This is a genomic window from Streptosporangium sp. 'caverna', assembly GCF_003203775.1.
In the GTDB taxonomy this organism is placed as follows: Bacteria; Actinomycetota; Actinomycetes; order Streptosporangiales; family Streptosporangiaceae; genus Streptosporangium; species Streptosporangium subroseum.
On the sequence record NZ_CP029711.1, the window covers coordinates 8,041,890 to 8,067,491 of the forward strand.

Genomic DNA, 25,602 nt, shown 5'->3' on the forward strand with positions numbered 1-25,602 from the left:
ATACGGCCGACGGAGGAGGCTGCTTGAGCCGGCGACATCGTCGAGACCCCAGGGAGAGCCAGTCTCCGGATGAGGTTTTCTCCGAGATGTTGCTGGCGGCTCGCGAGCTGCTCGCCGTACGCAGCCCGCTGGACGCCGAGCTCATGGTCTCGGACATGATCGGAGCATGGTGGGGGCGCCGGCTGAAACGGGGAGACGCCGAGCAGGTCCTCGGTGAGGGTCTGGTCGACTACGCGGCCAAGGCCGGGTCTCCTGCCGCGCTCACCCTGCTGATCGCGCTGGCCTACCTCGGCACCGCCCGCCAGGCCGCCAAGGCGGAGGGCGCGGCCCTGGCGCTCATGGAGCGCGACGTGGCCAGGCCCCGCTGGGCCAACCGGCTGGGCGCGGTCAAGCCGACCGGCTGCTTCGTCTCCCGCGACGCCTACGGCGACCAGGACACGGTCATCTGCACCTTCGGCTACCGGGGTGCCGACAGCGGCGAGGACCGGCACGCGCTGGTCGTGATCGTCGACTACAACATGCGGGGCATCGCCCGCGACGCCTGGGTCTCCTCACACGTGGACAAGCTGCTGGAACAGGCCCGGGCCGAGGCCGAGGGCAACCCGATGCTGAGGTTCCAGGAGATCGAGCCGCAGCAGGCCCGGGCGCTGCTCGAATCGGCCATGAAGGCCACCGTGGAGTACGGCGACCGCAGGACGTCCGCGCCGATCAGCGACAGCTACAGCGCCTACCACGCCTTCGCCCGGTCCCGGATCAAGGCGCTGCCGCCCGGCCGCAAGCGCCCGGCCCCGCTGCACAGCGAGGCTCCCTACAGCCGCGACCGCCGGGCGATGCTGGCCGCGGAGTTCCTGTCCTCGAGCGCGGCCGAGCACCTGTCGGACCCCTCGGCGGCCTCCCGGTGCGCCGACCACATCATCGACTACGGCTGTGACCAGGATTTCGGCCGTCCGCTCCGGGTAAGCCCGACCAAGTGCGAGACGTTCCTTCTCGACTGGTTGCCGCGCAAGGTCCTGCTCACCCCTGCCGAGCAGGAGGCGGTGCCTCACGTGCTGGGGGCATGGGCGCGCTTCGCCGCGCGCAGGACCGGCCTGCCCGACGAGGGCCTGCGCGCCACCCTCGACGGGATCTGGGAGGCGACGGGCAAGTTCGCCGAGGCCTACCGCGACCCGACGACCTTCGGCCTCGACGACAACCTGCTGGAGCGGCTGTTGCCGGACGGCGACCTGTCGGCCCTGGCCAGACGGGTGTTCGCGTTCCCATTTCTCCAGGGCACGCACGGCGAGATCAAACTCGGCCTGCTGAATCCGGCCGACGAGACCGACCGGCGGGTCCTGCTGGGGATCGATCACGGCGGCGAGATCAACCGGCCCGACTACGACGAGCACCTCGCCTGGCACGAGGAGATCGCCGGCCGCCTCTGGGAGGGTGATCCTCCACAGCTCTGGGAGGCCGCCCAGCGGCTGCTGGACCTCGGCCACGACCGGCACGACGTGCTGCACGTCCTGATCGAGATCGCCGAGCGGATCGGCGACGATCCGGAGGAGCTGGCCATCGCCCTTGACGACATCGCAGACATACCCGACGAACCTCCAATGTAGGTGAGCCATGGTGATCGATCTCAACGCCGACCTGGGTGAGGGCTTCGGCATCTGGCGGCTGGGCGACGACATGGCCCTGCTCGACGTGGTGACCAGCGCGAACATCGCCTGCGGGTTCCACGCGGGTGATCCGGTGATCATCCGCCGCACCTGCGCGGCCGCGGTGGACCGGGGCGTCATGATCGGCGCGCAGGTGTCCTACCGGGATCTGGCCGGGTTCGGGCGCCGCGAGATGGAGGTGGATCCGGAGGAGCTCTGCGCCGAGGTGCTGTACCAGCTGGCGGCGGTCGACGGGATCGCCAGGGCGATGGGCGGCCGGGTCTCCTACGTCAAGCCGCACGGCGCGCTCTACAACCGGATCTGCCGCGATCCCGAGCAGGCCGAGGCGGTCGTGACCGCGGTGGTCGACTACGACCGGGGTCTGCCGGTGCTGACCCTGCCCGGTTCCGCCGTCCACGAGATCGCCGCCCGCGAGGGGCTCGCCACCGTCGTCGAGGCCTTCGCCGACCGCGCCTACACCTCCGCGGGCGCCCTGGTCTCCCGCCGCTCCCCCGGCGCGGTGCTCCACGACCCCGCCGAGGTCACCGCCAGGGCCGTGCGCATGGCGACCGCCCAGACGGTCACCGCCGTGGACGGCTCCCAGGTCCCGGTGGACGCGCGCTCGATCTGCGTGCACGGCGACACCCCCGGCGCCGTGCTCCTGGCGCAGAGCGTCCGCGACGGCCTGGTCAAGGCCGGCGTGACGCTGAGGGCTTTCACGTGAGGCCGGCGCGATGACCCGCGAGGACGCCCCACCGGCGAGCCTGGAGACGGCCCTCGGGGGCGGGGCGCCGGAGGGCACGACGACGATCCGGCGGGCCGGAGAGCACGCCCTGCTGGTGGAGACCGGCTCGCTGGCGGTCTCCCACCGGCTGGACGCCCTCCTGCGGGCCGACCGCCCCGCCGGGGTGGTCGAGATCGTGCCTGGCCCCGCCACCGTCCTCGTCGCCGCACCGGGCGCCGACCTGCCACGACTGCGGGACCGGCTCTCCGGTCTGCTGGCCACGGCCCGCACCACCGGCGCCGGAGCCTCCCTGCCCACCAGGACCGTGACGGTCCCCGTGGTCTACGACGGCGCCGACCTGGACGACGTGGCCGCCCTGAGCGGGCTCTCCGTGGCGGAGGTGGTCGAGCTGCACGCCCGGCGGGAGCTGGTGGTGGGCTGGCTGGGCTTCGCCCCCGGATTCGCCTATCTCACGGGTCTGGATCCGGTGCTGCACGTGGCTCGGCTCTCCACCCCGCGGACCTCGGTACCCGCCGGTGCGGTGGCGATCGCCGGACCTTACTCCGCGGTCTATCCCTCGGCCTCCCCGGGCGGCTGGCGGCTGCTCGGCCGCTCCCCCCTGATCGTGTGGGACGTGACCGCCGACCCGCCCGCCGTTCTCACCCCGGGCACGCGGGTGCGCTTCCAGCCGATCGCCGGTCCATGATCGAGGTGATCGCTCCGGGACCGTACGCCACCGTGCAGGATCTCGGCCGGCCCGGATACGGCCACCTCGGCGTGCCCCGTTCCGGTGCCGCCGACGCGCCGAGCCTGCGGCTGGCCAACCGTCTGGTCGGCAACCCCGAAGGCGCGGCGGGAGTGGAGCTGACCTTCGGCGGTGCCCGGTTGCGCTTCGCCGCCGGAGCCTGGGCCGCCGTCACCGGGGCTCCCTGTCCCGTGGAGCTTTCGCGGCCCCGCGGAACGGTCCCCGCGGGGATGTGCGCGCCGTTCTGGGTCGCTCCGGGCGACGAGCTCCGGATCGGGCTCCCCTCGGCGGGCCTGCGCACCTACGTCGCGATCAGGGGCGGCCTCGACACTCCCGCCACCATGGGGAGCAGGTCGACCGACTCGCTCTCCGGTCTCGGCCCTCCCCCGCTCCGTCCCGGAACGGTCCTGCCCGTGGGGCCGACCGGCGCTCTGCCTCCGCTCACCGTGGACGCGGCGGCGCAGCCCGGAGTCATGACGGATGTCCTGCGAGCCCTGCCTGGTCCCCGCGACGACTGGTTCGTGCCCGGCGCGCTGGCCGACCTGTGCGCGGAGCCGTACGAGGTCAGCCAGGACGGCAACCGGGTGGGCGTCCGGCTGCGCGGCGCCTGCCTCGAACGGGTCCGTGAGGGGGAGCTGCCCAGTGAGGGCATGGTGGCCGGAGCCGTCCAGGTGCCGCCCAACGGCCAGCCGATCGTGTTTCTCGCCGATCACCCGCCCACGGGCGGTTATCCCGTCATCGCCGTTCTGACCTCGGCCGCCCTCGCCAGAGCCGCCCAGCTCCGCCCCGGTGACCGGATCCGCTTCCATATGTGATCATCTATTATCGTCACAGCGACGATTAAGGAGATCGCATGACGCTCGCAGAACTCCTGGATCCCCTCCTCCAACCCGCCTTCGTCGTCGGCGGGGCGCCCACCAGCTGGGCCGAGTTCCTCGGCTTCGTCACCGGGATCCTCACGGTCTGGCTGGTGGCCCGCCAGCACCTCTGGAACTGGCCGATCAGCGTCGCCAACGTGATCCTGCTCGGGCTGGTCTTCCTGGCCGTCGGGCTCTACGCCGACGCGACCCTGCAGATCCTCTACGTGGCGCTCGGGCTGTACGGCTGGTGGCAGTGGCTGTACGGCGGGGCGGGCCGGACCCGGCTGACGGTCCGCAGGACCGATCGCACCGAATGGGCCGCGCTGATCGGCTGCGGCATCGCCGCCACCGCCGTGCTCACCGTCGTCCTCGCCACCTGGACCAACTCGACCGTGCCCTTCTGGGACGCCCTGACCACCGCGCTCTCGCTGATGGCCACCTACGGGCAGACCCGCAAGCTGGTGGAGTCGTGGTGGCTGTGGATCGCGGTCGACCTGATCTACGTCCCGCTCTACGTCCACAAGGGCCTGTACCTCACCGGCGCCCTCTATGTGATCTTCCTCGCGCTCTGCGTCTCGGGCCTGCTGGCCTGGCGCAGGGACCTCGCGACCCGGCCTGTCCCGGTGACGGCATGAGCGCGGCCTTCGCCCATGGCCTGATCGTCGGCAAGTTCTACCCTCCGCACGCGGGTCATCATCACCTGATCGACACCGCGGCGGCGCGATGCGCCCGGGTGAGCGTGGTGGTCACCGCCTCGACCGCGGAGAGCATCCCGCTGGCGTTGCGCGCGGCCTGGCTGCGTGAGGCGCATCCACAGGCCGAGGTGACGATCGCCCCCGTGGTCGACGACGTCGAGATCGACTACGCCGATCCGGAGATCTGGTCGGCGCACGTCACGGTGTTCCGGCACGCGCTCGCCCTCGCGCACGGCGGGGCTCCGGAGATCGACGCGGTCTTCTCGTCGGAGGAGTACGGTCCGGAGCTGGCCCACCGGTTCGGCGCCGCCCACGTCGGCGTCGACCCGGATCGGGGGCGCTTCCCGGTGAGCGGCACGATGGTCAGGCGCGACCCGGCCTCGTGCTGGCGGTGGCTCTCTCCCGCGGTCCGCGGCCACCTGGCCCGTCGCGTGGCGGTCGTCGGCGCGGAGTCCAGCGGGACCACCACCCTGGCCAGGGATCTGGCCGCCCATTACGCCGCCCGGGGCGGGCCGTGGGCGGCGACCCGGTGGGTGCCCGAGTACGGCAGGACGTACTGCGAGGAGAAGCTCGCCCTGGCCCGCCGCCGTGCCAAGGCCACCGGGCTGCCCAAGCCATGGCTGGACGATCTGGAGTGGGAGTCCCCGGAGTTCGCGACGATCGCCGAACGCCAGCTCCTCTGGGAGGACGCCGCCGCCCGCACCGGCTCTCCCCTGCTGGTCTGCGACACCGACGCGCTCTCCACCTCGCTCTGGCACGAGCGCTATCTGGGAGTGGCCTCCGCCGTGCATCCGCGCGCCCGGCACGACCTGTGGATCCACACCTCGGTGGAGGACGTGCCGTTCGAGCAGGATGGCTGGCGGGACGGCGAAGCCGTCCGGCACCGGATGGACGCCCGTTTCCGCGAGGAGCTGGCCCTGCGGGGGTTGCCGCACCTCGTGGTGTCCGGTCCGCCGCACGCGCGGTTGGAGCGAGCCGTCGAAGCGGTCGACGCCCTGATCACACAGGGCTGGGCGTTCGCCGCACCCCTCTGAGCGTCCCTCGGCCTGGCACGGGGACTCATCCTCCGGGCTACCGCACCGCCACGCACCGAATCCACCACGTCGCCAAACCACCGGGCCGCCGGGCCACCGGACCCACCGCGTCGCCGGACCCACCGCGTCACTGGAGGACCGCGTCACCGGAGGACCGCCGGGCCATCGGGGTCGGCCTGACTTATTTCATGAAACCGATGTCCTGGTATTTCAGGTCATAGAAGCCGCGGGCGCCGAAGTTGGCGATGGTGTTCTTGACGGCGACATTCTGGGGGCGCTGATAGAGCGTCACCACGTTCACCGCCTGCCAGATCAGTTTGTCGGCGGCGTTGGTGTCGGCGATGGCCTGGGCGCCGTCAAGCTCGGCGGTCGCCCTGTCCATGGCGGCGTCGATCTGGGGGGAGCCGATGCGGCCGAGGTTCGCGTTCCACCGCTTGACGCCCTTGGGGTCCTGCGTGGCGTTGGCGTACTGGCCGTAACCGCTGGAGACGGGGAAGGGCGTGCCCACGTAGGCGAACGCGGTGATGTCGTAGTTGCCGGGAATGATGTACGCGGTGAAAAAATCATCGCCGGGCACCGTCTGGAGGGTGACCTTGACCCCGATCTGGGCGAGCATGTTCTGGGTCAGTTCGGCCTCGGCCTTGGTGAGCTGCAGGCCGGAGGGCATGACGAACCGCAGGTTCAGCTCCTTGCCGTCCTTCCTGCGGGTCTGGCCCTCCAGCTTCCAGCCGGCGGCGTCGAGCATCTGCCTGGCCCTGCCGGGGTTGTAGACGCCGAGCTCACCGGCGTTGTCGCGGTATCCCCCCTGGGTGTTCATGAAGAAGTGGTTGTTCAGCAGGACGATCGGCCAGTCCAGGCCCTGCAGGTCCGACTGGGCGATGGCCTGGCGGTTGATGCCCATCGTGATGGCCTGACGGACCTTGGGGTCGGAGAGCATCGCGCTCTCGCCGTTCATCGTGATGTGCCGGAAGTCGGGCGCGGCGGCCTGCCGTACGATCGCGTCCGGGGTGAGCTTGGCCCGCGCGTAGTCGGGCGCGGACGGGCCGATGTCGAAGGTGTCCAGCTCGCCGTTGCTGAAGGCGCCGATCAGCGCGTCGCTCTCCAGCGAGCGGTAGATGATCTGGTCGAGCTTGGCCCGATCTCCCCACCAGCGGTCGTCCCTGCCGATGGTGAGCGTCTTGGCCGTCGGGTCGAACGCGATGAACCTGAACGGGCCGGCGGTCACCGGGATCCGGTTCAGCCATCCGTTGTTGAACCCCGCGGGGGTGGCGTTGGTGACCTTCGGATAGAGCGGGGCGAACAGCGACTGCCAGTCGCCGAAGGGTTTGGCGAAGGTGACGACGACCTGGTGGTCGTCCTTGCCCCTCGTCACGCTCTCGATGTCCTGGTAGCCGGTGGTGCCGGCGACGCGGTAGTCGCCGTGCTTGCCGCTCAGCGCCTGCCACTGGGCTCTGTAGTCCTCCCAGGTGATCGGCTTGCCGTCGGACCACCTGGCTCTCGGGTTGAGTGTCAGCGTGACGACCTGTCTGGGCCGGCTCGCCGTGACCCTGCCCGACAGCAGGTAGTCGACGTTCGCGGAGATCCTGCCCTTCTCGTTGGACCGGAAGGGCGAGGGCATGAGCCCGTCCATGACCCTCTTGACCGTCGCGAGGTTGCCGTCGACGTGGTTGAGGTTCCAGTTGGCCGGATACTCGTTGAGCCCCCAGCGGAGAACGCCCCCGTCCCTGACCTTCTCCCGGGCGACCGGGTTGATGTCGTAGGCCTTGATCTCCGAGGCGGACCCGGCCGGCGGCCCGCTCCGCCCGCCGCCGCAACCGGCCAGAACCAGCGAGCCGACCACGGCCAGCACAACCAGCACGGCCAGCACGGCGGCCGGCGCGCTCACGCGCCGGATTGATGTCACGGTTCCTCCTGGGTCATACGACTTCAAGCTTCTCGGCGAAGTGGCATGAGGCGCCGTGGTCCTCACCGAGGGACCGGACCTGGGGCTCCTCGTTCACGCATCGCGCCCTGTCCGTTTCGCCGAGCGTCTTGAACTTGGGGCAGCGGGTGCGGAAGCGGCAGCCGGAAGGGGGATCGGCCGGACTGGGCAGGTCACCCTCGAGAAGGATGCGTTTCCTGGAGCGTTCCTTCTCGGGGTCGGGCAGCGGGACCGCCGACAGCAGGGCCTGCGTGTAGGGGTGCATCGGGGCGTCGTAGACCTCGCCGACCTGCCCGATCTCGGCGATCTTCCCGAGATACATGACCGCGACCCGGTCGGCGATGTGGCGGACCACGGCCAGGTCGTGTGCCACGAACAGGTATGACAGCCTCAGACGGCCCTTCAGCTCCTCGAGCAGGTTGATCACACCCGCCTGGATGGACACGTCGAGCGCCGAGACCGGCTCGTCCAGCACGATCAGCCGGGGCTCCAGGGCCAGCGCGCGGGCGATGCCGATGCGCTGGCGCTGGCCCCCGGAGAAGTCCTGCGGGTAGCGGGCCGCGTGGGCGGCCTCCAGGCCGACCAGACGGAGCAGCTCCCGGATCCTCGGCCCGGGGTCCCTGGTCCCGTGCGTGCGCAGCGGCTCGGCGAGGATGTCGTAGACGGTCATCCTGGGATCCAGCGAGGCCAGCGGGTCCTGGAAGACGATCTGCATGTCCCTGCGGATCGCCATCCGATCGCGGGAGCTCATCGCCGAGGTGTCGCGGCCCAGCACCACGACTTTGCCCCGCTGCGGCTTGACCAGCTCCAGGATCTCCATCAGCGTGGTCGTCTTGCCGCAGCCGGACTCGCCGACCAGGCCGAGCGTCTCCCCCTCGCGGATGTCGAAGCTGATGCCGTCCACCGCGTAGACCGTGCCGACCCGCCGCTTGAAGAGCGAACCCTTCATCAGGGGGTAGTGCTTGATCAGGTCGTCCACCGACAGGACCACGTCGCGCTCCCCGCGCGGCAGCCGTACCGGCCGCTTCTGGACGACAACGGACTCGGTGAGGGGCTCCTCGACAACGGGCGCGGTGACGGACTCGGCAGCGGACTCGGTGACGGGGCCCGTGACGGACTCGGCAGCGGACGTGGTGGCGGGGCCGCCGTCGTTCTCGCTCCGCACGCCGTAGACCTGTGCGGGCGACCAGCCCGCCGCCTCGATCTCGCCCGAGCGGATGCACGCCACCAGGTGACCGGGCGAGCCCACCGGCTCCAGCGCGGGCTCCGCCTCGGCGCACTCGGGGACGGCCAGCGGGCATCGTGGCTCGAACGGGCAGCCGGGCGGCAGCGCCGCCGGTGACGGCGGGTTCCCCTCGATCGGGACCAGCGGCTGCTCCCCGCCCTGGTCCAGGCGTGGGATCGAGCCGAGCAGCCCCATGGTGTACGGCATGCGCGTGCGGTAGTAGACGTCGTCCACGGAGCCGACCTCGACGGACCGTCCCGCGTACATGACGAGGACCCGGTCGACGAACCCCGCGACCACCCCCAGGTCATGGGTGATGATGACGATCGCCGCGCCCGTCTCCCGCTGCGCCTTCTTGAGCACCTCCAGCACCTGCGCCTGGATGGTGACGTCGAGCGCGGTGGTCGGCTCGTCGCAGACGATCACGTCGGGATCGTTGGCGATCGCCATCGCGATCACCGCGCGCTGGCGCATGCCGCCGGAGAACTCGTGCGGGAACGCCCTGGCGCGCTGCGCGGCGTTGGGGATGCCGACCAGGTCGAGCAGCTCCACGGCGCGCCTGGCGGCCTGCCTCGCGGTGACCTTCTGGTGGATCCGTACGGCCTCGGCGATCTGGTCGCCCACCCGGTAGACCGGGGTGAGCGCGGAGAGCGGGTCCTGGAAGACCATGGAGATCGTCTTGCCGCGGAACGCGGTGAGCTTCTTCTCCGTCGCTCCCAGGATCTCCGTGCCCAGCAGCCGCACCGAGCCGGTGGCACGGGCGTGCGACGGGAGCAGGCCCATCACGGCCAGCGAGGTGACCGACTTGCCGGAGCCCGACTCGCCGACGATGCCCAGCACCTCGCCGGGACGGACCGCGTAGCCGACCCCCCTGACCGCGCGCACCGCGCCGGGACCGGTGCCGAAGGTGACGTTGAGATCGCTCACCTCGAGGACCGGATCGGCTCCGAGGCCTCCTTCACCGGTCCTTCCGGTCTCTCCCGTCTTCGCGGGCTGGGACCTCGCGTCCGTCGGCCGCCTGTCGCGCTCGCTCATCTGTTCTCCCTGCCCCTCCGTGCGGTGGGGTCGAAGGCGTCGCGGAGGGAGTCGCCGACCAGGTTCACGGCGAGCACCATGACGATCAGCAGCCCGGAGCAGAACCAGAACGTCCAGGGGGCGTAGATGGCCGTCCTCGCCCCATCCGCGATGAGACTGCCCAGCGAGACGTCGGGCGGCTGGATGCCGAAGCCGAAGTAGGACAGGGAGGTCTCGGTGAGGATCGCGGCGCTGACGTTCAGGGTGGCGTCCACGACCAGCAGCGAGGACATGTTCGGGATGATGTGACGAAAGATGATCTTTACCGGCGGCACGCCCATGAATCTGGCCGCCTGGATGAACTCCCGCTCCTTGAGCGAGATGGTCATGCTTCGGACGATCTTCGAGGTGACCATCCAGAGGAAAACGGCCAGTACCAGCACGAACAGCAGCCACTGACCGCTTTCGAAGAGCGGAGACATGATCGCCAGGATCAGGAAGGCCGGGAGCACCAGCATCAGGTCGGTCACCCAGGTCAGCGAGCGGTCGGCCCAGCCCGTGAAGTATCCGGCGAAGGCGCCCACCACGGCAGCCAGCGTGGTGCCGATCACCGCGGCCAGCAGGCCGACGATCAGCGACTTCTGCAGGCCGCGCAACGTGACCGCGTATACGTCGGCCCCCGTCTGCAGGGTTCCCCACCAGTGCGCGGGGGAGGGCGGCTGAAGGAACGCCGTGAAGTCCTGGTCGGTGTAGGTCCATCTGCCGATGTAGGGCCCGGCGAAGGCCAGCAGGAAGATCAGTCCCAGCAGCGCGAACCCGATCCGGCCCTGGAGCGAGCCGAAGAAGCGGCCCGCGACCACCCGCAGTCGCGAGGGCGCCTGGATCCGGCCGATGGCCGACTGCTGCTCGGCGAGCTCCTCGTCGGAGATGGTCATCGCCCGCTCACCCCACCCTGACCCGGGGATCGAGGACGGCGTGGAACACGTCGGAGGCCAGCGAGGCCAGCAGCACCGCCAGGGCGGCGAAACAGCTGATGGCCGCGACGGTGTTGACGTCGTTGGTGGAGATGGAGTTGACCAGCTGCTCCCCCATGCCGTGCCAGCCGAAGATCTTCTCGGTGAAGGTGGTGCCGACCAGCAGCGAACCGAACGTGAAGGCGAAGTAGGTGACCGCCGGGATCAGCGCGGTGCGCAGCGCGTGCCGGGTCAGCGCGGTACGGCGGCGCAGCCCCTTGGCCATGGCCGTGCGGATGAAGTCGGCGCCGAGCACGTCGAGCATCATGTTGCGCTGGTAGCGGCTGTAGACGGCGATCAGACCGAGCGAGAGTGAGATCGTGGGCAGGATCAGGTGCTGGAGCCGGTCGACCAGTTGGGTGAGGAACCCTCCCTGGAGGCCGGGAGTCGCCTCGCCGCTGACAAGGAAGACCTGGGTGCCGACCGCGTCGTTGAACCAGATCACGGCGATGATCAGGATGTTGGCCAGCACGACCGTGGGGACCGCGAGGACGACGAAGGAGACCGCGGTCGACAACCGGTCGAACACGCCGTACTGCTTGACGGCCGCGTAGGCGCCGATGAGCACGCCGGTGACGCTGCCGACGATCAGCCCGGTCGTGATCAGGCGCAGGGTGACGCCGATCCGTCTCGCGAGGTCGTCGTTGACCGAGCCACCCGTCACCGTCTTGCCGAAGTCACCGCGGAGGATGCCGCCCGCCCAGGTCAGGTAGCGCTGGAACAGCGGAGTCTCGTCGTTCAGATTCAGCTCGGTGAGGCGCGCGTCGATGACCGCCGGTGGAATCGGGGGGTTGCGTCCCTCGTAGTTCGATCGGGGATTGAGCGCGCTCGCCGCCAGCATGTAGGCCAGGCTCGTGGCCACGATGATCAGTACCAGATAGTTGAGCAGCCTCCGGACAAGGAATCCCGCCATCGTCCCCCCTCCGGAGCCTCTTGCCGCCAGCGGCCATCCTGCTACATTGGGCGACTGGTTGAGTGCATAGAGTACTGATTCGAAGGTGCGATCTCAGCCAACAGCGGTGTTTGGTCGCTCCACCTCGCGAACGCGGGCTCGCAGAGGCTCCGCGCGGACCCCGTGAGGGCCCGCCCCGTGCGGGCCGGCGTGAGCTCGGCGCGGGATCGGTAAGGGCTCGACGTCGGCTCAGCGCGTGATCGCTCGACGTGGGCTCGACGCCATATCAGTACGGGCTCGATGTGGACTCGACGCCGGCTCAGCGCGCGCTCGGTGCGGACTCGACGCCGGCTCGGTACGGGCTCGCTCGGCGCGTGCTCGGCGCGGGATCAACGCCCGGCGAGCTCCTCCACGGCGGCGCGCAGGTCGGCGCTGGTGATCGTGGTCAGGTCGGCGGCACTGGCGGTCCCGCCGCCCACGGCGGCCAGGCGGACATCCCTGCGCATGGCGGCGCGTTCGAACAGCGAGCGCGCGAACCGTCCGTTGCCCAGGCCGTCTATCAGGCCCTCGTCGCAGACCCAGGTGAAGACCTCGGCCAGATCCTGACGGGCGGCGTCGTCGAACCTGTCACCCGACCCCTCGGCAAGCAGCGCGGCGATCTCGGCGAGCTCGTCCGGAGAGTAGGAGGGGAACCGCACGTGCTGGTTGAACCTGCTGGCCAGACCGGGGTTGGAGGACAGGAAGGCGTCCATCTCCCGCCCATATCCGGCCAGGATGATCACTAGTCGGTCGCGGTCGTCCTCGGCCCGCTTGAGCAGCGTCTGCACGGCCTCGTTGCCGAAGGCGTCGCCCCCGGCGTAACCGGGGTTGACCAGGCCGTAGGCCTCGTCGATGAACAGCACCCCGCCGAGCGCCCGGTCCACCAGCTCGTTCGTCTTGATCGCGGTGGCCCCGAGGTGCTGACCGACCAGGTCGGCCCGCTGGGCCTCGACCACGTCGGGCTGGGCGAGCAGGCCCAGCGCGGCGAAGATGCGGCCCACGATGCGGGCCACGGTGGTCTTGCCGGTGCCCGGCGGCCCGGCGAAGACGAAGTGCCTCATCTGCGGCGGGGTGGGCAGCCCTCGCTCCTGGCGCATCTTGGCCACCCTGAGCTGCGCGGTGATCGCGTGCACCTGACGCTTGACGGGCTCCAGCCCGGCCATCCGATCCAGGTCGGCGAGCGCCTCCTCCAGGGTGGGAGTGGCCTGGTAACCGCGGTAGCGGGCGGTCAGCTCGTCAAAGGCCTTCGTGACGTCGCGCTCGACGGTGGTCACCAGGTCCTCGGTGGTGGGTGAGCCTCCCCCGCCCACCACGCGCACATCCCTGGCCTGGGCCGCGGCCTCCACCAGGCTGCGGACGAACCGGGCGTTACCCAGCTCGTCCACCATGGCGCGCCGGTGAACGTCTTCGAACCGGGCGAGCAGCACGGGCTTGGCGTCCTCGGCCATCCGGTCGCCCCGCCGCCGCTGCAGCAGCTCGGTGATCTGCAGCAGCTCGTCGGGGCCGTAACTGGGGAAGCGGACCCGGCTGGAGAAGCGGCTGGACAGGCCGGGGTTGGAGGACAGGAAGGCGGTCGTCTCCTTCTCGTATCCGGCCAGGATGATGATCAGCCGGTCGCGGTCGTCCTCGGCCCGCTTGAGCAGCGTCTGCACGGCCTCGGAGCCGAACCTGTCGGGCTGGCCTTCGCCGGAGTTGACCAGGCTGTAGGCCTCGTCGATGAACAGCACCCCGCCGAGCGCCCGGTCCACCAGCTCGTTCGTCTTGATCGCGGTGGCCCCGAGAAACTCCCCCACGAGGTCGGCCCGCTGGGCCTCCACCACGTAGGGCGTCTCCAGCAGGCCGAAGGCGTAGAAGATCTTCGCGACGGTCCTGGCCACGCTGGTCTTGCCCGTGCCGGGCGGGCCAACGAACACGAAGTGGCGCATCGGCGGCTCGGTGGAGTATCCCGCCTCCTTGCGCAGCCTGGCCGCCTCGATCGAGGCGGCGATCGAGCGCACCTGCTCCTTCACCGGGGCCAGGCCGATCATGCTCTCCAGCTCGCCGAGGGCCTCCTCCAGCGAGATCGGAGGCGGCGCGGACGGCTCACCGGACGCGGAGACGGGAGCGCCGTTCACCCCGTCGCGACCCCGGAGCCTGACCTGCTGCTCCTCGCCGGCCAGTGCGATCCTGGCCTGGCGTGCCTGGACGAAGCGGTAGACCATCACCGCGACGGCCACGCCGTACGCGACTCCCACGGCGACGCCCGGCGACCCCGAGGCGACCGTGGTGGCCAGCACCGCGGCCACCACACCGGCGGACACCAGCGCCAGGAGCGTGGTCACCCACGGGGGAACCCAGCGGATGAGGTGGGCGATCCCGGCCACGGAGAGGCCGAGGACCACCAGCGACGTCGAGACCAGCGGCGGCCAGCCGTACGTGCCCTGGAGGAAGAACAGCGCCATCAGCCATCCGAGCACCACCACCAGGGTGGCGGCGGCCCGGGGGAAGCGCAGGGTCAGCGCGACGAAGCCGAGCAGGGTCAGCGTGGTCATGAACGTGTAGATCGGATCCCAGCCCACGCCGAGCGCCAGCCCGACCATCCCGACCAGCACACCGGCGTAGATGAGTCTGCGCAGGGGCACAGAGAGCCGGAAGTAGCTCAGCCTCACCTGCTCGAACAGATCTCGTGCCGCCGCGCGTCCCGCCGGCCGGGCCCTGCCGGATTCCCGCATCACGCCTCCCCGGTCCGCCCCCGGTTATACCGCACCGAGGATGCGTTTGCGCGCGCCTGAGCGCCACGCCACGCCGTCACACAGACACGATCAGATATACGGATGAGATCGGATTAACTCTACGATCCAGGCACCAAGTTCCGGCCCCCCTCTTCCCGCGCGGGCGAGCCTCTCTTTTCACTCTGTTCTCATACATATCACCAGCAGACGAATCCCCCTCTCATCAGATGAAATGGGTCGTTCCGCCCGCCGTCGGCACCTTCTCCGCGCCCTCGCGGAGCGGGCGCCGGACTCCGGGCAGAGGAATGTCACCGACCGGCAAGGCGACACCGACGACGGCGATCGGGCCAAGCGCTCGCCGGGGAATCCCCGGCCACCACGGGACGCGGCCCATCGGCTCTCGCCCGTCGCCCGTCGCCCGGGATCGTACGGCCGCGGCGGGCTCTCCTCAGCCGGGACGGGAGCGGCCCTGGTGGCGGCCGGGGTATTCGCCGACGACGACCTGCTGGGGTGTGATCCTCAGCACGTCCGCCTCGCTGTCGCCGATCGCGATGCCGCGTACCTCGGCCCAGAACCGGCGGTCCACCGGATCGGCGACGAACACCGCCACCCTCGGATCACGTTCGGCCGCCTCCCAGGCGTCGGAGGCGGCGATGAGGCGAAGTTCGCCGCTCGGGCCGACCGAGCTGACCGACCCCACGGCCAGCGCGCGCGGCCCGCTGGAATCGGCATAGGCGAGCACCACCCCGCGGCCGTAGGTGAAGGCGTCGCGCACCTCCACGCTGAGCCCCACCGGCGGACCGACGTCGCCGGGCACGCGCCGGCCGCAGCTCTCGCACATGATCAGGGATGCCCGCCACGGCCCCGGCGCACCCCGCCACCACGCCTGCACCGACCTCGTGGCGAACACCGCCACCAGCACGGCCAGCATCCCGACCCCCGCCTGCCCCGCCCAGCCGCCCACGACCGGGGGCAGGCCGAGCACACCGGCGACCGCCGTCCCGCCGAGCGCGAGCGAGGTCGCCACCAGCAGGCCCAGCGCGGCCACGAGCCAGCGATCCGCGGCGAGTACCTGGCCGAGGCAGGGAGACAGCCCGCCCCGGACGCGCACCCAGGCGAGCGCGAGCGGGACGGCCACCGCGGCGAAGGCCCATCGCGGCTCGCCCAGGATCAGGGCGGTCCCCGCGACCGCGGCCAGCACCGACCACGCCCGGCCCACCACCAGCCAGAGGGTCACATCGATGTTCCGCCGGGCCGTACGGTCCTGGTGAATCGTGGTGAACTCGGCCAGCGCCCTGACCGGCCGTCCGCGCCACGCCTCGACCAGCACGCGCAGGACCAGCACGGCCACGCCGTTGAAGAGGACCAGCCCCGCGAGACCCGCCCAGACACCGCTCACCATGTCCGGCGCCGAGCCGAGTGTGAGCGCGGGAACCTCCGCGGGAAGGGTGGCGATCGCCGCGACATAGGCGGCGACCCCGACCAAGGTGATCGAGACGGACATGCTGAGCCAGAGATCACGGGCGAGCATGCCGGGCACGTAGGGCCAGAGCCTGACCCGGTGCGCCTGCCTGAGGGTGATCACCAGGACGACGAGGGGCATCGCCCCACCGCCGATTTTCGCCTCGGTGACCAGGCCGAACCCGAAGGCCACCACCCCCACCACGACAAACGCCATCGCGAGCAGGATGCGGGTCTGCCGGGACCACACCTCCAGGGCGCGCCTGGCCCGCCCGGTCTCGCGAGGGTCGATCGGCCAGGCGGGATCGTGGTGGCCGCGAGGGCGTTCCCAGCGCAGGAACGTCAGGCCGAGGTTGATCCTGGCGCCGGGATGGTCCTCCAGGCGGCGCAACGCGTTGCGGTAGGCGGTCTCCGCGCGCTTGTGCTCTCCACGCAACAGCGCGAGGTCGCCGACGAGGACGTGCGCGTCGGGCTCCTCGGGTGCGTAGCGTACGGCCCTGGCCGCCTGGGCCCACGATTCGCGCCAGCGTCCCGGCACCCGGCGCAGGGCCGCGCCCAGGCGCAGTCGCGCGGCCCAGGACCCGGGCGCCAGCCGTACGGCCTCCTCCGCGGCGGCCACGGCCTCGGCGTCGCGGCCGAGCCGTTCGAACGAGAGGCTGGCGAGGCGGTAGCCCCAGTCGGCGCCGGGATCAAGGTCCACCGCCTTTCGCGCGGCGTCCAGTGCGGCCTCCGGCTGATCGTGGCCGAGCAGGGTGACGGCCGCGACACACCATTCCCGTGGGCCGTCCGGAGACGGCGAGAGCGGGACCCGCGCGAAGTCCTGTTCGTCAGGACCTCTCACCACGGTGGTTCACGGGCCTCGCGCCGGCTGACCACGATCTGACTCCCCATGATCACCATGGTCCGTGCGAGACCGCCGTTTGCCTAGATAGCGGCTATATGCCTGTATCTCTCTAGAGAGGTCGCGAATGCTGTCACAAGGCGCGCCTCCGATCCGCCGGGCAGAACGACACCGGGTGAGGGTTTGGACGGTCTCCGTTCGGTCAGTTATCGGTCAACCATGGGCAAGAATGGGGAATCCGACCCGAAGGAGGAACCGTGCGACGAACCCTCCATGATCTTGCCTCCCTGGCCGCCAGACTGGGAGTGGGCGGGATCTTCTTCGCCAACGGCTGGCACAAGCTGGAAGCGGGCCTGACCGCCACGAGCGACCAGTTCGGGAGCCTGGGTGCTCCCGCCCCCGGGGCGTGGGCCGCCACCACGATGCTGACCGAGCTCATCGGCGGTGCCCTGCTCGTGGCCGGACTCGCCGTACCGGCCTGCGGGCTGCTGCTGTTCGCCGAGGCCGTCGCCGTGTTCGTGGTGGCCAGCGGCGATCAGGGCCTGCCCCTGACCGGGGGCGACATCAACCTGATCGTGGCTCTTGGAGCGGCCTCCATCCTGCTGGCGGTCGGCGGCGCGGGCCGCCTGTCGGTCGACCACATGGTGGTGATCAAACGGCGTGAGGCCGAGGCCGCCGAGGACTTCGCCGCCGATGCCGAGGCCGACGACGTCCTCGCCTCGCTGCGCGAGCCGGAGACCTCCACCGCGCCCGCCCCGCCCGTCACCGACCGCACCGACCGCACCGACCAGAAGACGGGCAAACCGGCCGCTTCCGGCTCGGACGATCCGGGCAGCTCGGACAACACCGCCGACACCGCGGAGTTCCCCGCCGCCAGCCGTCCGCGGGTACGCACCCGCCGGCCCCCCGCCGGTGACGCGACCCCGGCGACCGCACCCGCGCCGGTCGTCACACCCACCCCGGACAAGGCAGGCGACACCCTCGTGGCAGGGAAGAAGGACAAGTCCGCCGAGAGCTGAACAACCCGGCGGAACAGTCAGGTGACCGGAGTGACCAGGTAGAGCGGGAAATTACTGCGAAGCGGGCGATTGGGTAATCGTCCGCCTTTCAGATAAGCAGTACCGGAACGGCCCGTCGTAATTGCACAATGACCACCATGCGCCTACCCGACTGGTTCGCAGAGCGGGTGGAACCCGCGCCCCCGGAGACCGAACTCCGCGTCTCCACCCTTGAACTCTTCTTCGATCTGGTCTTCGTCTTCACCGTCACGCAGCTCACCAACCTCCTGGTGCAGGGACTGCAGGACGGCGAGGCCTTCGAGGGCGCGCTGCGCGTGCTCCTGGTGTTCGGTGTCATCTGGTGGATGTACGCGGGCTACGCCTGGCTGACCAACGCGGTTCCCCCGGTTCGTCCCGCTCGCCGGGTGCTGATCCTGCTGGGCATGGCCGGGTTCATGATCGTGGCACTGTCGATCCCCGCGGTCTTCGACGGCGACGGCATGGCGTTCACCATCGGATACCTGCTGCTGATCGTCGTCCACGCCGGGCTGTACATGCAGGCCACCTCGGCCTTCGCCCGGGTGATCCCGTTCAACCTCGGCGGGGTCGCGCTGGTCGGCCTGGCGAGTTTCGCCGGCGAGCCGTACAACTACCTGCTCTGGGGCGCCGCGGTGGCGCTGCTCTGGGGCAGCCCGTACTTCATCGGCCAGAAGGGCTTCGACCTCAGGGCCGGGCACATCGTCGAGCGCCACGGCCTGCTGGTGATCGTGGTGCTCGGCGAGTCGGTCGTGGCGATCGGCATCGGCGCCGCCGGACTGCACGTCGGCTTCGCCCTCGGCCTGGCGTCGGTGCTCGGTCTCGCGCTGGCCGCCTGCCTGTGGTGGCTGTACTTCGGCGGGGACGACGAGGTGCACGCCGAGCACACCCTGGCGGAGGCCGAGCCGGTACGGCGCACCCGCCTGATCCTCGGCGCCTACTTCTACGCGCACATCCCGATGTTGCTGGGCATCGTCGCGGTCGCCACGGGCGTCAAGAAGGCGATCGGGCACCCGGTCGATCCGCTGAAGCTCAGCGCCGCCGTCACCCTGGCCGTGGGCGTCGCCCTGTTCATGGCGGGCAACGCCTGGTTCCGCCGGGTCCTCGGCGTGACGGGCAACGGACTGCGGAATGCGGGCGCCCTGATCGCGCTCGTGACGGTCGCGCTCGGGCTCTGGTCGGCCCTCGCCCAGCTCACCGCGCTGGTCGCGCTGATGGTCACGGTGATCGCGCAGGAGCGGCGCCCGGTCTCTCGCTCATCCCTTCGCTGAAGGGTCGCCGAGATCGTTGGGACCAAGGTCATGAAGAGACCGTGTTCCGTCTAACGTGGTCTCCTGCTCCATCCAGGACAGAGCGGGGACGCGGGCGTTCGGGACGCTCAGGCGGCGTTCCCCGCCCGCCGGACAGAACGCGCCCGCCGTACCGGAGGAGAAGACGTGATCAAGGTTCTGATCGTGGACGACCAGGTGCTGGTCCGCGCGGGCTTCCGGATGATCCTGGAGGCCCAGGACGACATGAGCGTGGCGGGCGAGGCCGGGGACGGTGAGGAGGCGTTGCGCCTCACCCGGGAACTGCTGCCCGACGTGGTGCTGATGGACCTGCACATGCCTCAGGCCGACGGCATCACCGCCACCGGCGCGATCACCTCTGAGCTGCCCGGGGTGCGGGTGCTCGCGCTGAGCACCTTCGACCTGGACGAGTACGTCGTCGACGCGCTGCGGGCCGGGGCGTCGGGTTTCCTGCCCAAGGACATCTCGCCCGAGGAGCTGGTGGAGGGCGTGCGGGTCGTGCACCGCGGGGAGGCGGCGGTCGCGCCCCGGCTGCTGACCCGCCTGATCGGCACGTTCGTCCGGGCGGCCCGGCCGCGCCATACGACCACGTCCGAGCGGCTGACCGGGCTGACCGACCGTGAGCGGGAGGTGCTGGTCCTCATCGCCCGCGGCCAGTCCAACACCGAGATCTCCAGGACCCTGCAGCTGGCCGCCTCCACCGTGAAGAACCATGTGAACAGCGTGTTCGCCAAGCTCGGCACCCGTGATCGAGCCCAGGCCGTCATCACCGCCTACGAGACCGGGCTCGTCACCCCCGGGGACTCCTGAGTCCCGAGCCCACACGGCCCGGAATGCCGGCCGTCACGGAGCCGACGTGACCACGTCCGGGCCCCGAGCCCGTACGGCCCGGGATGTCGGCCGTCACGGAGCCGAGGTGACCACGTCCCGCCCCCGAGCCCGTACGGCCCGGGATACCGGCCGTCACAGAGCCGACGTGACCACGTCCCCGGCCCCGTACGGCCCGGGACGTCGGAGGCCGACCGGCGGGCCCGGCTAGAACTCGTCCGTCAGCCGGGCGATCGCCCGCATCTTGTTCATGGCGTCGAGGGCGGCGACCTTGTAGGACTCGGCCAGCGTCGGGTAGTTGAACACGGCGTTGACCAGGTAGTCGACCGTTCCGCCGCAGCCCATCACGGCCTGTCCGATATGCACCAGCTCGGTGGCTCCGGTGCCGAACACGTGAACGCCGAGCAGTCGCCGATCGTCCGGAGAGACGAGCAGCTTGAGCATCCCGTACGAGTCGCCGATGATCTGCCCGCGGGCCAGCTCCCGGTACCGCGAGATGCCCACCTCGAACGGGATCTTGTCCCGGGTCAGGTCGTCCTCGGACTTTCCGACGAAACTGATCTCCGGGATCGTGTAGATCCCGATCGGCTGCAGCTCGTGCATGTTGGCGACGGGCTCGCCACACGCGTGCTGGGCCGCCAGACGGCCCTGCTCCATCGAGGTGGCCGCCAGGGCGGGGAAGCCGATCACGTCGCCGACCGCGTAGATGTGCGAGACGGGGGTGGCGTAGTTCGCGTCCACGTCGATCCGGCCCCGGTCGTCGGCGGCGAGCCCGGCGGCCTCGAGGCACAGCTCGGCCGTTTTGCCCTGCCGTCCCGCGGAGTACATGACGCAGTCGGCGAGGATCTTCTTGCCGCTCTCCAGGATGGCCAGCGCCCCGCGCGGCCGTCGCTCGACCGCGGCGACGCTCTCACCGAACCGGAACGTCACGGCCAGGTCCCGCAGGTGGTACTTGAGCGCCTCCACGATCTCCAGATCGCAGAACTCCAGCATCCGCTCCCGGCGTTCCACCACGGTGACCTTGGTACCGAGCGCCGCGAACATCGAGGCGTACTCGATCCCGATGACCCCGGCGCCGACGACGACAAGGGTCTCGGGCACCCGGTCGAGGTGCATGATCGCATCGGAGTCGATGACCGTCCGGTCGTCGAACTCCACGGTGGGCGGGCGGGCCGGCGAGGTCCCCGTCGCGATCACGATCTTCTCGGCCGTGACCTTCTTCTCCTCGTCGCCGGTGACCCCGACCGTGTGCTCGTCCAGGAACCGCGCGGTTCCCTGCAGCATGACCACCCGGTTGCGGCTCAGCTGGGCGCGGATCACCTGGACCTCGCGGCCGATGACGTGCTGGGTGCGCATCCCGAGATCCGCGACGGTGATCTCTTCCTTCACCCGGTAGCTCGCCCCGTACAGCTCCCGCTGGTTGAGCCCCGTCAGATAGAGGACCGCCTCGCGCAGGGTCTTGGAGGGAATCGTCCCGGTGTTGATGCACACCCCGCCGAGCATGTCCCGCTTCTCGACGACCGCGACCTTCTTGCCGAGTTTCGCCGCGGCGATCGCGGCTTTCTGCCCGCCCGGACCGGTCCCGATCACGAGGAGATCAAAGTCATACATAGAGACCAGTGTGGACGCCGGAGGCGTCCACGACCAGACTCCCAGGGATCTACGTGGAGGCCATCTCCTACATACCCTGCCCTGCCGATACCCCGACGCGGTCCACGATCGCGTTCGCGCCCTCCTCGCGAGCGCAGTGCGCACAGCAGAACCAGCGCCGGTCCGCCTCGACCCCGTGTCCGGCGATCCGGACCCCGCAGTGTTCGCACATCGGCGCCATCCGGTGGATCGCACACTCGAAGCTGTCGAAAACGTGCACCACTCCCTGGGCGTGCACCTCGAAGCTCATGTCGTAGTCATTGCCGCAGACTTCACACTGCGCCATGTTTTCCCCCCGAAAACTCACGGCATCTTCCGTGTAGGTCTACCCAGGCATCTTCCGATCAGACAGGCATTCTCACCGCGGTCATTTCCCCATTCAGAGCGCGCGCCGTCACCACGACCACGGGCGAGAGAACCGTTTTCAAACAGGACAGACATTTTGATAGGGCACGCCGTTCAGATAGGTGCTCCACTCCCCGCGCGACAGGGTTCGGCCCGCCCGCGCGCAGACCGTACTCGCCACCAGCTCCGGGTCGATCGGATGGTCGACCAGAACGCCGCCGGAGTCGATCATCATCAGCCGGGACCCGTCGGCGTTGAACGCCAGCGACCGGAGGTCACCGGTCAGCACCGTGATCGGCTGGCCGAGGCGGAGTCCGGTCTCGACGTCCCACAGCGCGACCGCCCGTTCGCCGGTCCCGGCGGCGATCACGTCGCCACGGGGCGAGTGGGCCAGCTCGAACCCCGCGCCCGCACCGCTCCTGACCAGGATGCCCACCCGCCTCCTGCTCGCCGTCTCCCAGACCGAGATCCGTCCGGCCTGGTCGGCGGTGGCGAAGCGGGCACCGTCCCGGCCGAAGGCCAGCGCGGTCGTCGGGATGCCGACACCGGGCGATCCGTATGCTCTGCCGAACGGCTTCCCCGTGGCCGCGTCCAGCAGTCGTTGATCTCCCCCGACGGGCGCGAGCGCCTTGCCGTCCGGGCTGAACACCAGCCCCTCGACGGACTCCTGATGCCGCGACCAGCGCGGATGCCCGCCGGGCACCTGCCACACGTGGATCTCCCCCCTCCCCTGGGGCGCCTTCCTGACATCCTGGTAGTTCGCGTAGGAGGCCACGAGGGAGCCGTCGGCGTTGATCGCCACGGCGATGGCCTGCGCGTCGCGCTTGACGGCGACGGCGGCGATCCGCCTGAAGGTGGCGGTGTCCCAGACCGTCAGCCGAGGTCTCTCCCCGCCCGTCTGGATCGCCAGTCGCCTGCCGTCGCCGCTGAAGGCCATCTCGAGGTGGCCGTCGTCCCGTACGGGCCCGACCTCCAGGGCGGCGACGCGCGTGCGCCGTCGTACGTCCCGGAGCACGACCTCGCTCGTCTCCGTCTCCCTGGAGGCGAGCAGCCGCCCGTCGGGGCTCAGCTCCGCCCAGTTGGTCGCGGGCCCCTTCAGCATGACGGGCCTGGTCAGCGCGGTGGTGTCGAGAGTCGTCACCGAGCTTTCCGTGAGATAGCGAAGCGTGCGCCCGTCGGGGTCGAAGGCCACGACGGGCGACAACGCGTTGATCTTCTGGGTCAGCAGCAGCCGTCCGTCCCGGACCCGCCAGAGCTTGAGGCTCGTCTCGTTCGCGACGCTCAGGAAGCGTCCGTCAGGGCTGAAGACCATGTCACCGCTGCCGCCTTCCTCGAAGAGACGGTCCAGCTTCGCTCCGGTGAACGCGTTTCGCAGCTCGATGCTCTTGTCCCGGGCGACCGCGACGGTCTTGCCGTCCGGGCTGTAGGTCACGCCCAGCGCGCAGCCGTCGCACCTGCCGCCCAGCCGGACGCCCGTGAGCCGGTCCAGTGTCCAGGCCGTCACCATGCCGTCGATGCCGCCGATCACAAGCCCGTGCCCGTCGGGGGAGATGTCGAAGCTCCCGGAGGTGGGCGGGGACCTCTTCTTCCCCGTGGTGAGGTTCACGATCGTGAGCGCCTCGCCCTGGAAGACCGCGAGCCGGTTCTCGGCCTGCCCGAAGGACGCTCCGGTGTCTCCGCCGTCGAAACGCCCCTGGACGGTGAGGGTCACGCCGGTCGGCCTGCCGGTCGTCACGTCCCAGACCTTCAGCTCCAGATCGCTGATCACCGCGAGCAGCCTGCCGCTCGGGCTCAGCGCCAGCGCCCGCAGATCCCCTCCGATCCCCTTGAACCCGCCGGTGCGCCTGCCGGTCCGCACGTCCCAGACCCGTACCTCGCCCTCCCCCGCGCTGATGAGCGTCCGCCCGTCTCGGCTCAGCGCCCTGAGCGTCTGGATCGAGGTGGCCGGATCGTGGAAGGCGGCCGTCTCCCACTGGGTCAGCGAGCCGGACAGGCTCGCCCTGGCCTCGGTCACCGGGGCCAGCCGCCAGGCGGCCACGCTGAGCAGCATGGCCCTGACCGGATCGGCGACCCGCAGCGAATCGGCGATGGCGGCGAGCCGGCGGGCCTCCGCGCTGTCGCGCTGGGAGGCGATGACGGCGCTGCGGGCGTCGGCCGCCCTGTTCTGCTGTACGGCGAGCGCCCCGGCGAGCAGCGCGGCCACCAGCAGCACGGCCAGTGTGGCGGACAGCAGCCGGCTCCGGCGGGCACGGCGCCTGGCGAGGGCGGCGCCCGCCTCCAGGAAGTCGCGTTCGACCGGGCTGAGCGTGATGTTGCGGCGGCCGGTGGCCGCCCAGTGCATGGCGTTCTCCAGGCCGCTGCCCTGGAGCAGGTCACCGTCCTTCCGGCCCTGGCTCTGCCAGCGCCGCGCGGCGGCGAGGATCCCCCGGTGCACGACCAGGCCGTCCCGGTTGGCCTGGACCCACGTGCGCAGTTTCGGCCAGGCCTGCGGCAGCGCGGGCCGCGACAGCCAGATCTCCTGGTCGTCGCTGCTGAGGAGATAGGCGAACGCCTCCAGCAGCCGCCGGACGGCGGCGGCCTCGTTCTCGTGCCGTCCGTCGAGGAACTCGGCCCACTGCGCCCGCCGTACGATCAGCTGGCCGTCGTCGGTCACGGTGACGAGCCGGAGGAACACCTCGGGGGCGAGGTCCCGCTCGGCCGGGCCGAGCCCGGCGTACACCTCCTCGGCGAGGGTGCCGAGCGTGGGGTCCGCGGCGGGGACCCGGACCCGGGCCCCGGCGTCGCTGCCCGCCGCCAGCAACTCCGGGGTGTCGAGGCCGTCCTCCCCGCTGATCAGGGCGAGCAGCAGGTCCCTGGCCGACGGCCTGGCCTCGGGGTCCTTGGCGAGCGAGGCGGCCACGAACGGCCGGAGGCGCTCGGGCAGCATGTCCAGCTGGGGCTGGACGGAGAGCACCCGGTGCATGACCCCGCCCAGGCTCTCCGCCCGGAACGGGTCCGCCCCCGTGGCGGCGAAGACCATGATCCCGCCCCAGGCGAACACGTCGGCGGGCGTGCCGGCGCGCTCGCCCATGAAGATCTCGGGGGCCATGTAGGTCGGGGTGCCCGCCACCATGCCGGTCGCGCTCAGCGACATGTCCGCCGTACGGGCGACACCGAAGTCGATCACCCGGGGACCGTCGGGGCCGAGAAGCACGTTGTCCGGTTTGAGATCGCGGTGGATGACCCCGGCCTCGTGGATGGCGGTCAGCGCGGTGGCGATCGCGGTCGCGAGACGATGCAGGTCGCCACCGGTGAAGCGGCGGCCCTCCGCGACGGCCCTGCGCAGCGTCGGGCCTTCCACGTACTCGGAGACGATGTACGGCCTGGGCCCGTCGAGGTCCGCGTCGAGCACTCCCGCCGTGCAGAAGGGGGCGACACGACGGGCCGCGGCGGCCTCGCGTCCGAACCGGCCTCGCAGCTCGGGGTCGGTGCCCGCGTCACCGTGCAGCACCTTGACCGCGACCCGTCTTCCCTCGGCGTCGTAGGCCTCGTAGACCACGCCCTGACCACCCGTGCCCAGCCGTCCGGCCAGCCAGTAGCCACCCAGCCGCTGCGGGTCCCCGTCCATCAGTCCGGCCTTCACCTCACTCTCCGTTCAACGGCGT

Annotated in this window: 18 protein-coding genes; 9 read left to right on the forward strand and 9 right to left on the reverse strand. The window is 70.6% G+C overall.

From position 1 onward, the window contains the following. Window positions 1-86 precede the first annotated feature (86 nt). Genes DKM19_RS34615 through DKM19_RS34640 form a run of 6 tightly spaced genes read left to right on the forward strand, consistent with a single transcriptional unit; the run spans window position 87 to window position 5,695 of the window. Window positions 87-1,598, forward strand: a complete 1,512-nt coding sequence (locus DKM19_RS34615; RefSeq protein ID WP_239513734.1) for a hypothetical protein — start codon at window positions 87-89, stop codon at window positions 1,596-1,598. Window positions 1,599-1,605: 7 nt separating this feature from the next. After that, entirely contained in the window at window positions 1,606-2,361 is a 756-nt protein-coding gene (locus DKM19_RS34620) for a LamB/YcsF family protein (protein ID WP_110701606.1), read from the forward strand. A gap of 10 nt (window positions 2,362-2,371) precedes the next feature. Further along, window positions 2,372-3,067, forward strand: a complete 696-nt coding sequence (locus tag DKM19_RS34625; protein WP_110701608.1) for an allophanate hydrolase subunit 1 — start codon at window positions 2,372-2,374, stop codon at window positions 3,065-3,067. Then, on the forward strand, window positions 3,064-3,921 hold the full coding sequence (locus tag DKM19_RS34630; RefSeq protein WP_110701610.1) for a biotin-dependent carboxyltransferase family protein: 858 nt from the start codon (window positions 3,064-3,066) through the stop codon (window positions 3,919-3,921). Before DKM19_RS34625 ends, DKM19_RS34630 begins: the two co-directional genes overlap by 4 nt. A gap of 38 nt (window positions 3,922-3,959) precedes the next feature. Beyond that, window positions 3,960-4,601, forward strand: coding sequence for a nicotinamide riboside transporter PnuC (gene pnuC, locus DKM19_RS34635; RefSeq protein WP_110701612.1), 642 nt, complete (start codon window positions 3,960-3,962; stop codon window positions 4,599-4,601). Beyond that, window positions 4,598-5,695, forward strand: a complete 1,098-nt coding sequence (locus DKM19_RS34640) for an AAA family ATPase (protein ID WP_110701614.1) — start codon at window positions 4,598-4,600, stop codon at window positions 5,693-5,695. Before pnuC ends, DKM19_RS34640 begins: the two co-directional genes overlap by 4 nt. Window positions 5,696-5,876: 181 nt before the next feature. Here the strand turns inward: DKM19_RS34640 and DKM19_RS34645 are convergent, their stop codons facing one another. The 6 genes from DKM19_RS34645 to DKM19_RS34670 form a co-directional block, all read right to left on the reverse strand. Further along, a complete protein-coding gene (locus DKM19_RS34645; protein WP_239513735.1) occupies window positions 5,877-7,598 on the reverse strand; it encodes an ABC transporter family substrate-binding protein in 1,722 nt (573 codons plus the stop codon). Window positions 7,599-7,611: 13 nt separating this feature from the next. Further along, window positions 7,612-9,876: an ABC transporter ATP-binding protein gene (locus tag DKM19_RS34650; protein ID WP_110701618.1), complete on the reverse strand. Its 2,265-nt coding sequence runs from the start codon at window positions 9,874-9,876 to the stop codon at window positions 7,612-7,614. Beyond that, complete coding sequence (locus DKM19_RS34655; protein WP_110701620.1) at window positions 9,873-10,790, reverse strand: ABC transporter permease; 918 nt, start codon at window positions 10,788-10,790, stop codon at window positions 9,873-9,875. Before DKM19_RS34655 ends, DKM19_RS34650 begins: the two co-directional genes overlap by 4 nt. Before the next feature lie 7 nt (window positions 10,791-10,797). After that, window positions 10,798-11,781, reverse strand: coding sequence for an ABC transporter permease (locus DKM19_RS34660; protein WP_110701622.1), 984 nt, complete (start codon window positions 11,779-11,781; stop codon window positions 10,798-10,800). Window positions 11,782-12,149: 368 nt separating this feature from the next. Beyond that, window positions 12,150-14,510 (reverse strand): AAA family ATPase, encoded by a 2,361-nt coding sequence (locus DKM19_RS34665; protein WP_110701624.1) that lies wholly within the window; start codon window positions 14,508-14,510, stop codon window positions 12,150-12,152. Between the two features lie 448 nt (window positions 14,511-14,958). Beyond that, a complete protein-coding gene (locus tag DKM19_RS34670; protein ID WP_239513736.1) occupies window positions 14,959-16,812 on the reverse strand; it encodes a tetratricopeptide repeat protein in 1,854 nt (617 codons plus the stop codon). A 257-nt stretch (window positions 16,813-17,069) separates the two neighbouring features. On the opposite strand from DKM19_RS34670, the gene DKM19_RS34675 reads away from it, so the two are divergent. From DKM19_RS34675 to DKM19_RS34685, 3 genes are all read left to right on the forward strand, one after another. Continuing rightward, window positions 17,070-17,831: a DoxX family protein gene (locus DKM19_RS34675; protein WP_162641986.1), complete on the forward strand. Its 762-nt coding sequence runs from the start codon at window positions 17,070-17,072 to the stop codon at window positions 17,829-17,831. 128 nt (window positions 17,832-17,959) lie between these two features. Beyond that, complete coding sequence (locus tag DKM19_RS34680; RefSeq protein ID WP_204358370.1) at window positions 17,960-19,117, forward strand: low temperature requirement protein A; 1,158 nt, start codon at window positions 17,960-17,962, stop codon at window positions 19,115-19,117. A gap of 165 nt (window positions 19,118-19,282) precedes the next feature. Then, window positions 19,283-19,945 (forward strand): response regulator transcription factor, encoded by a 663-nt coding sequence (locus DKM19_RS34685; RefSeq protein ID WP_110701630.1) that lies wholly within the window; start codon window positions 19,283-19,285, stop codon window positions 19,943-19,945. Between the two features lie 225 nt (window positions 19,946-20,170). Here the strand turns inward: DKM19_RS34685 and sthA are convergent, their stop codons facing one another. The 3 genes from sthA to DKM19_RS34700 all read right to left on the reverse strand — a co-directional run bounded on the left by sthA (window position 20,171) and on the right by DKM19_RS34700 (window position 25,580). Beyond that, complete coding sequence (gene sthA / locus DKM19_RS34690; protein ID WP_110701632.1) at window positions 20,171-21,574, reverse strand: Si-specific NAD(P)(+) transhydrogenase; 1,404 nt, start codon at window positions 21,572-21,574, stop codon at window positions 20,171-20,173. 67 nt (window positions 21,575-21,641) lie between these two features. Beyond that, window positions 21,642-21,899 carry a hypothetical protein gene (locus DKM19_RS34695; protein ID WP_110701634.1) on the reverse strand — a complete coding sequence of 86 codons (258 nt, stop codon included), beginning with the start codon at window positions 21,897-21,899 and terminating at the stop codon, window positions 21,642-21,644. A 138-nt stretch (window positions 21,900-22,037) separates the two neighbouring features. Further along, window positions 22,038-25,580, reverse strand: a complete 3,543-nt coding sequence (locus DKM19_RS34700; RefSeq protein ID WP_110701636.1) for a serine/threonine-protein kinase — start codon at window positions 25,578-25,580, stop codon at window positions 22,038-22,040. Between the last annotated feature and the right edge of the window lie 22 nt (window positions 25,581-25,602).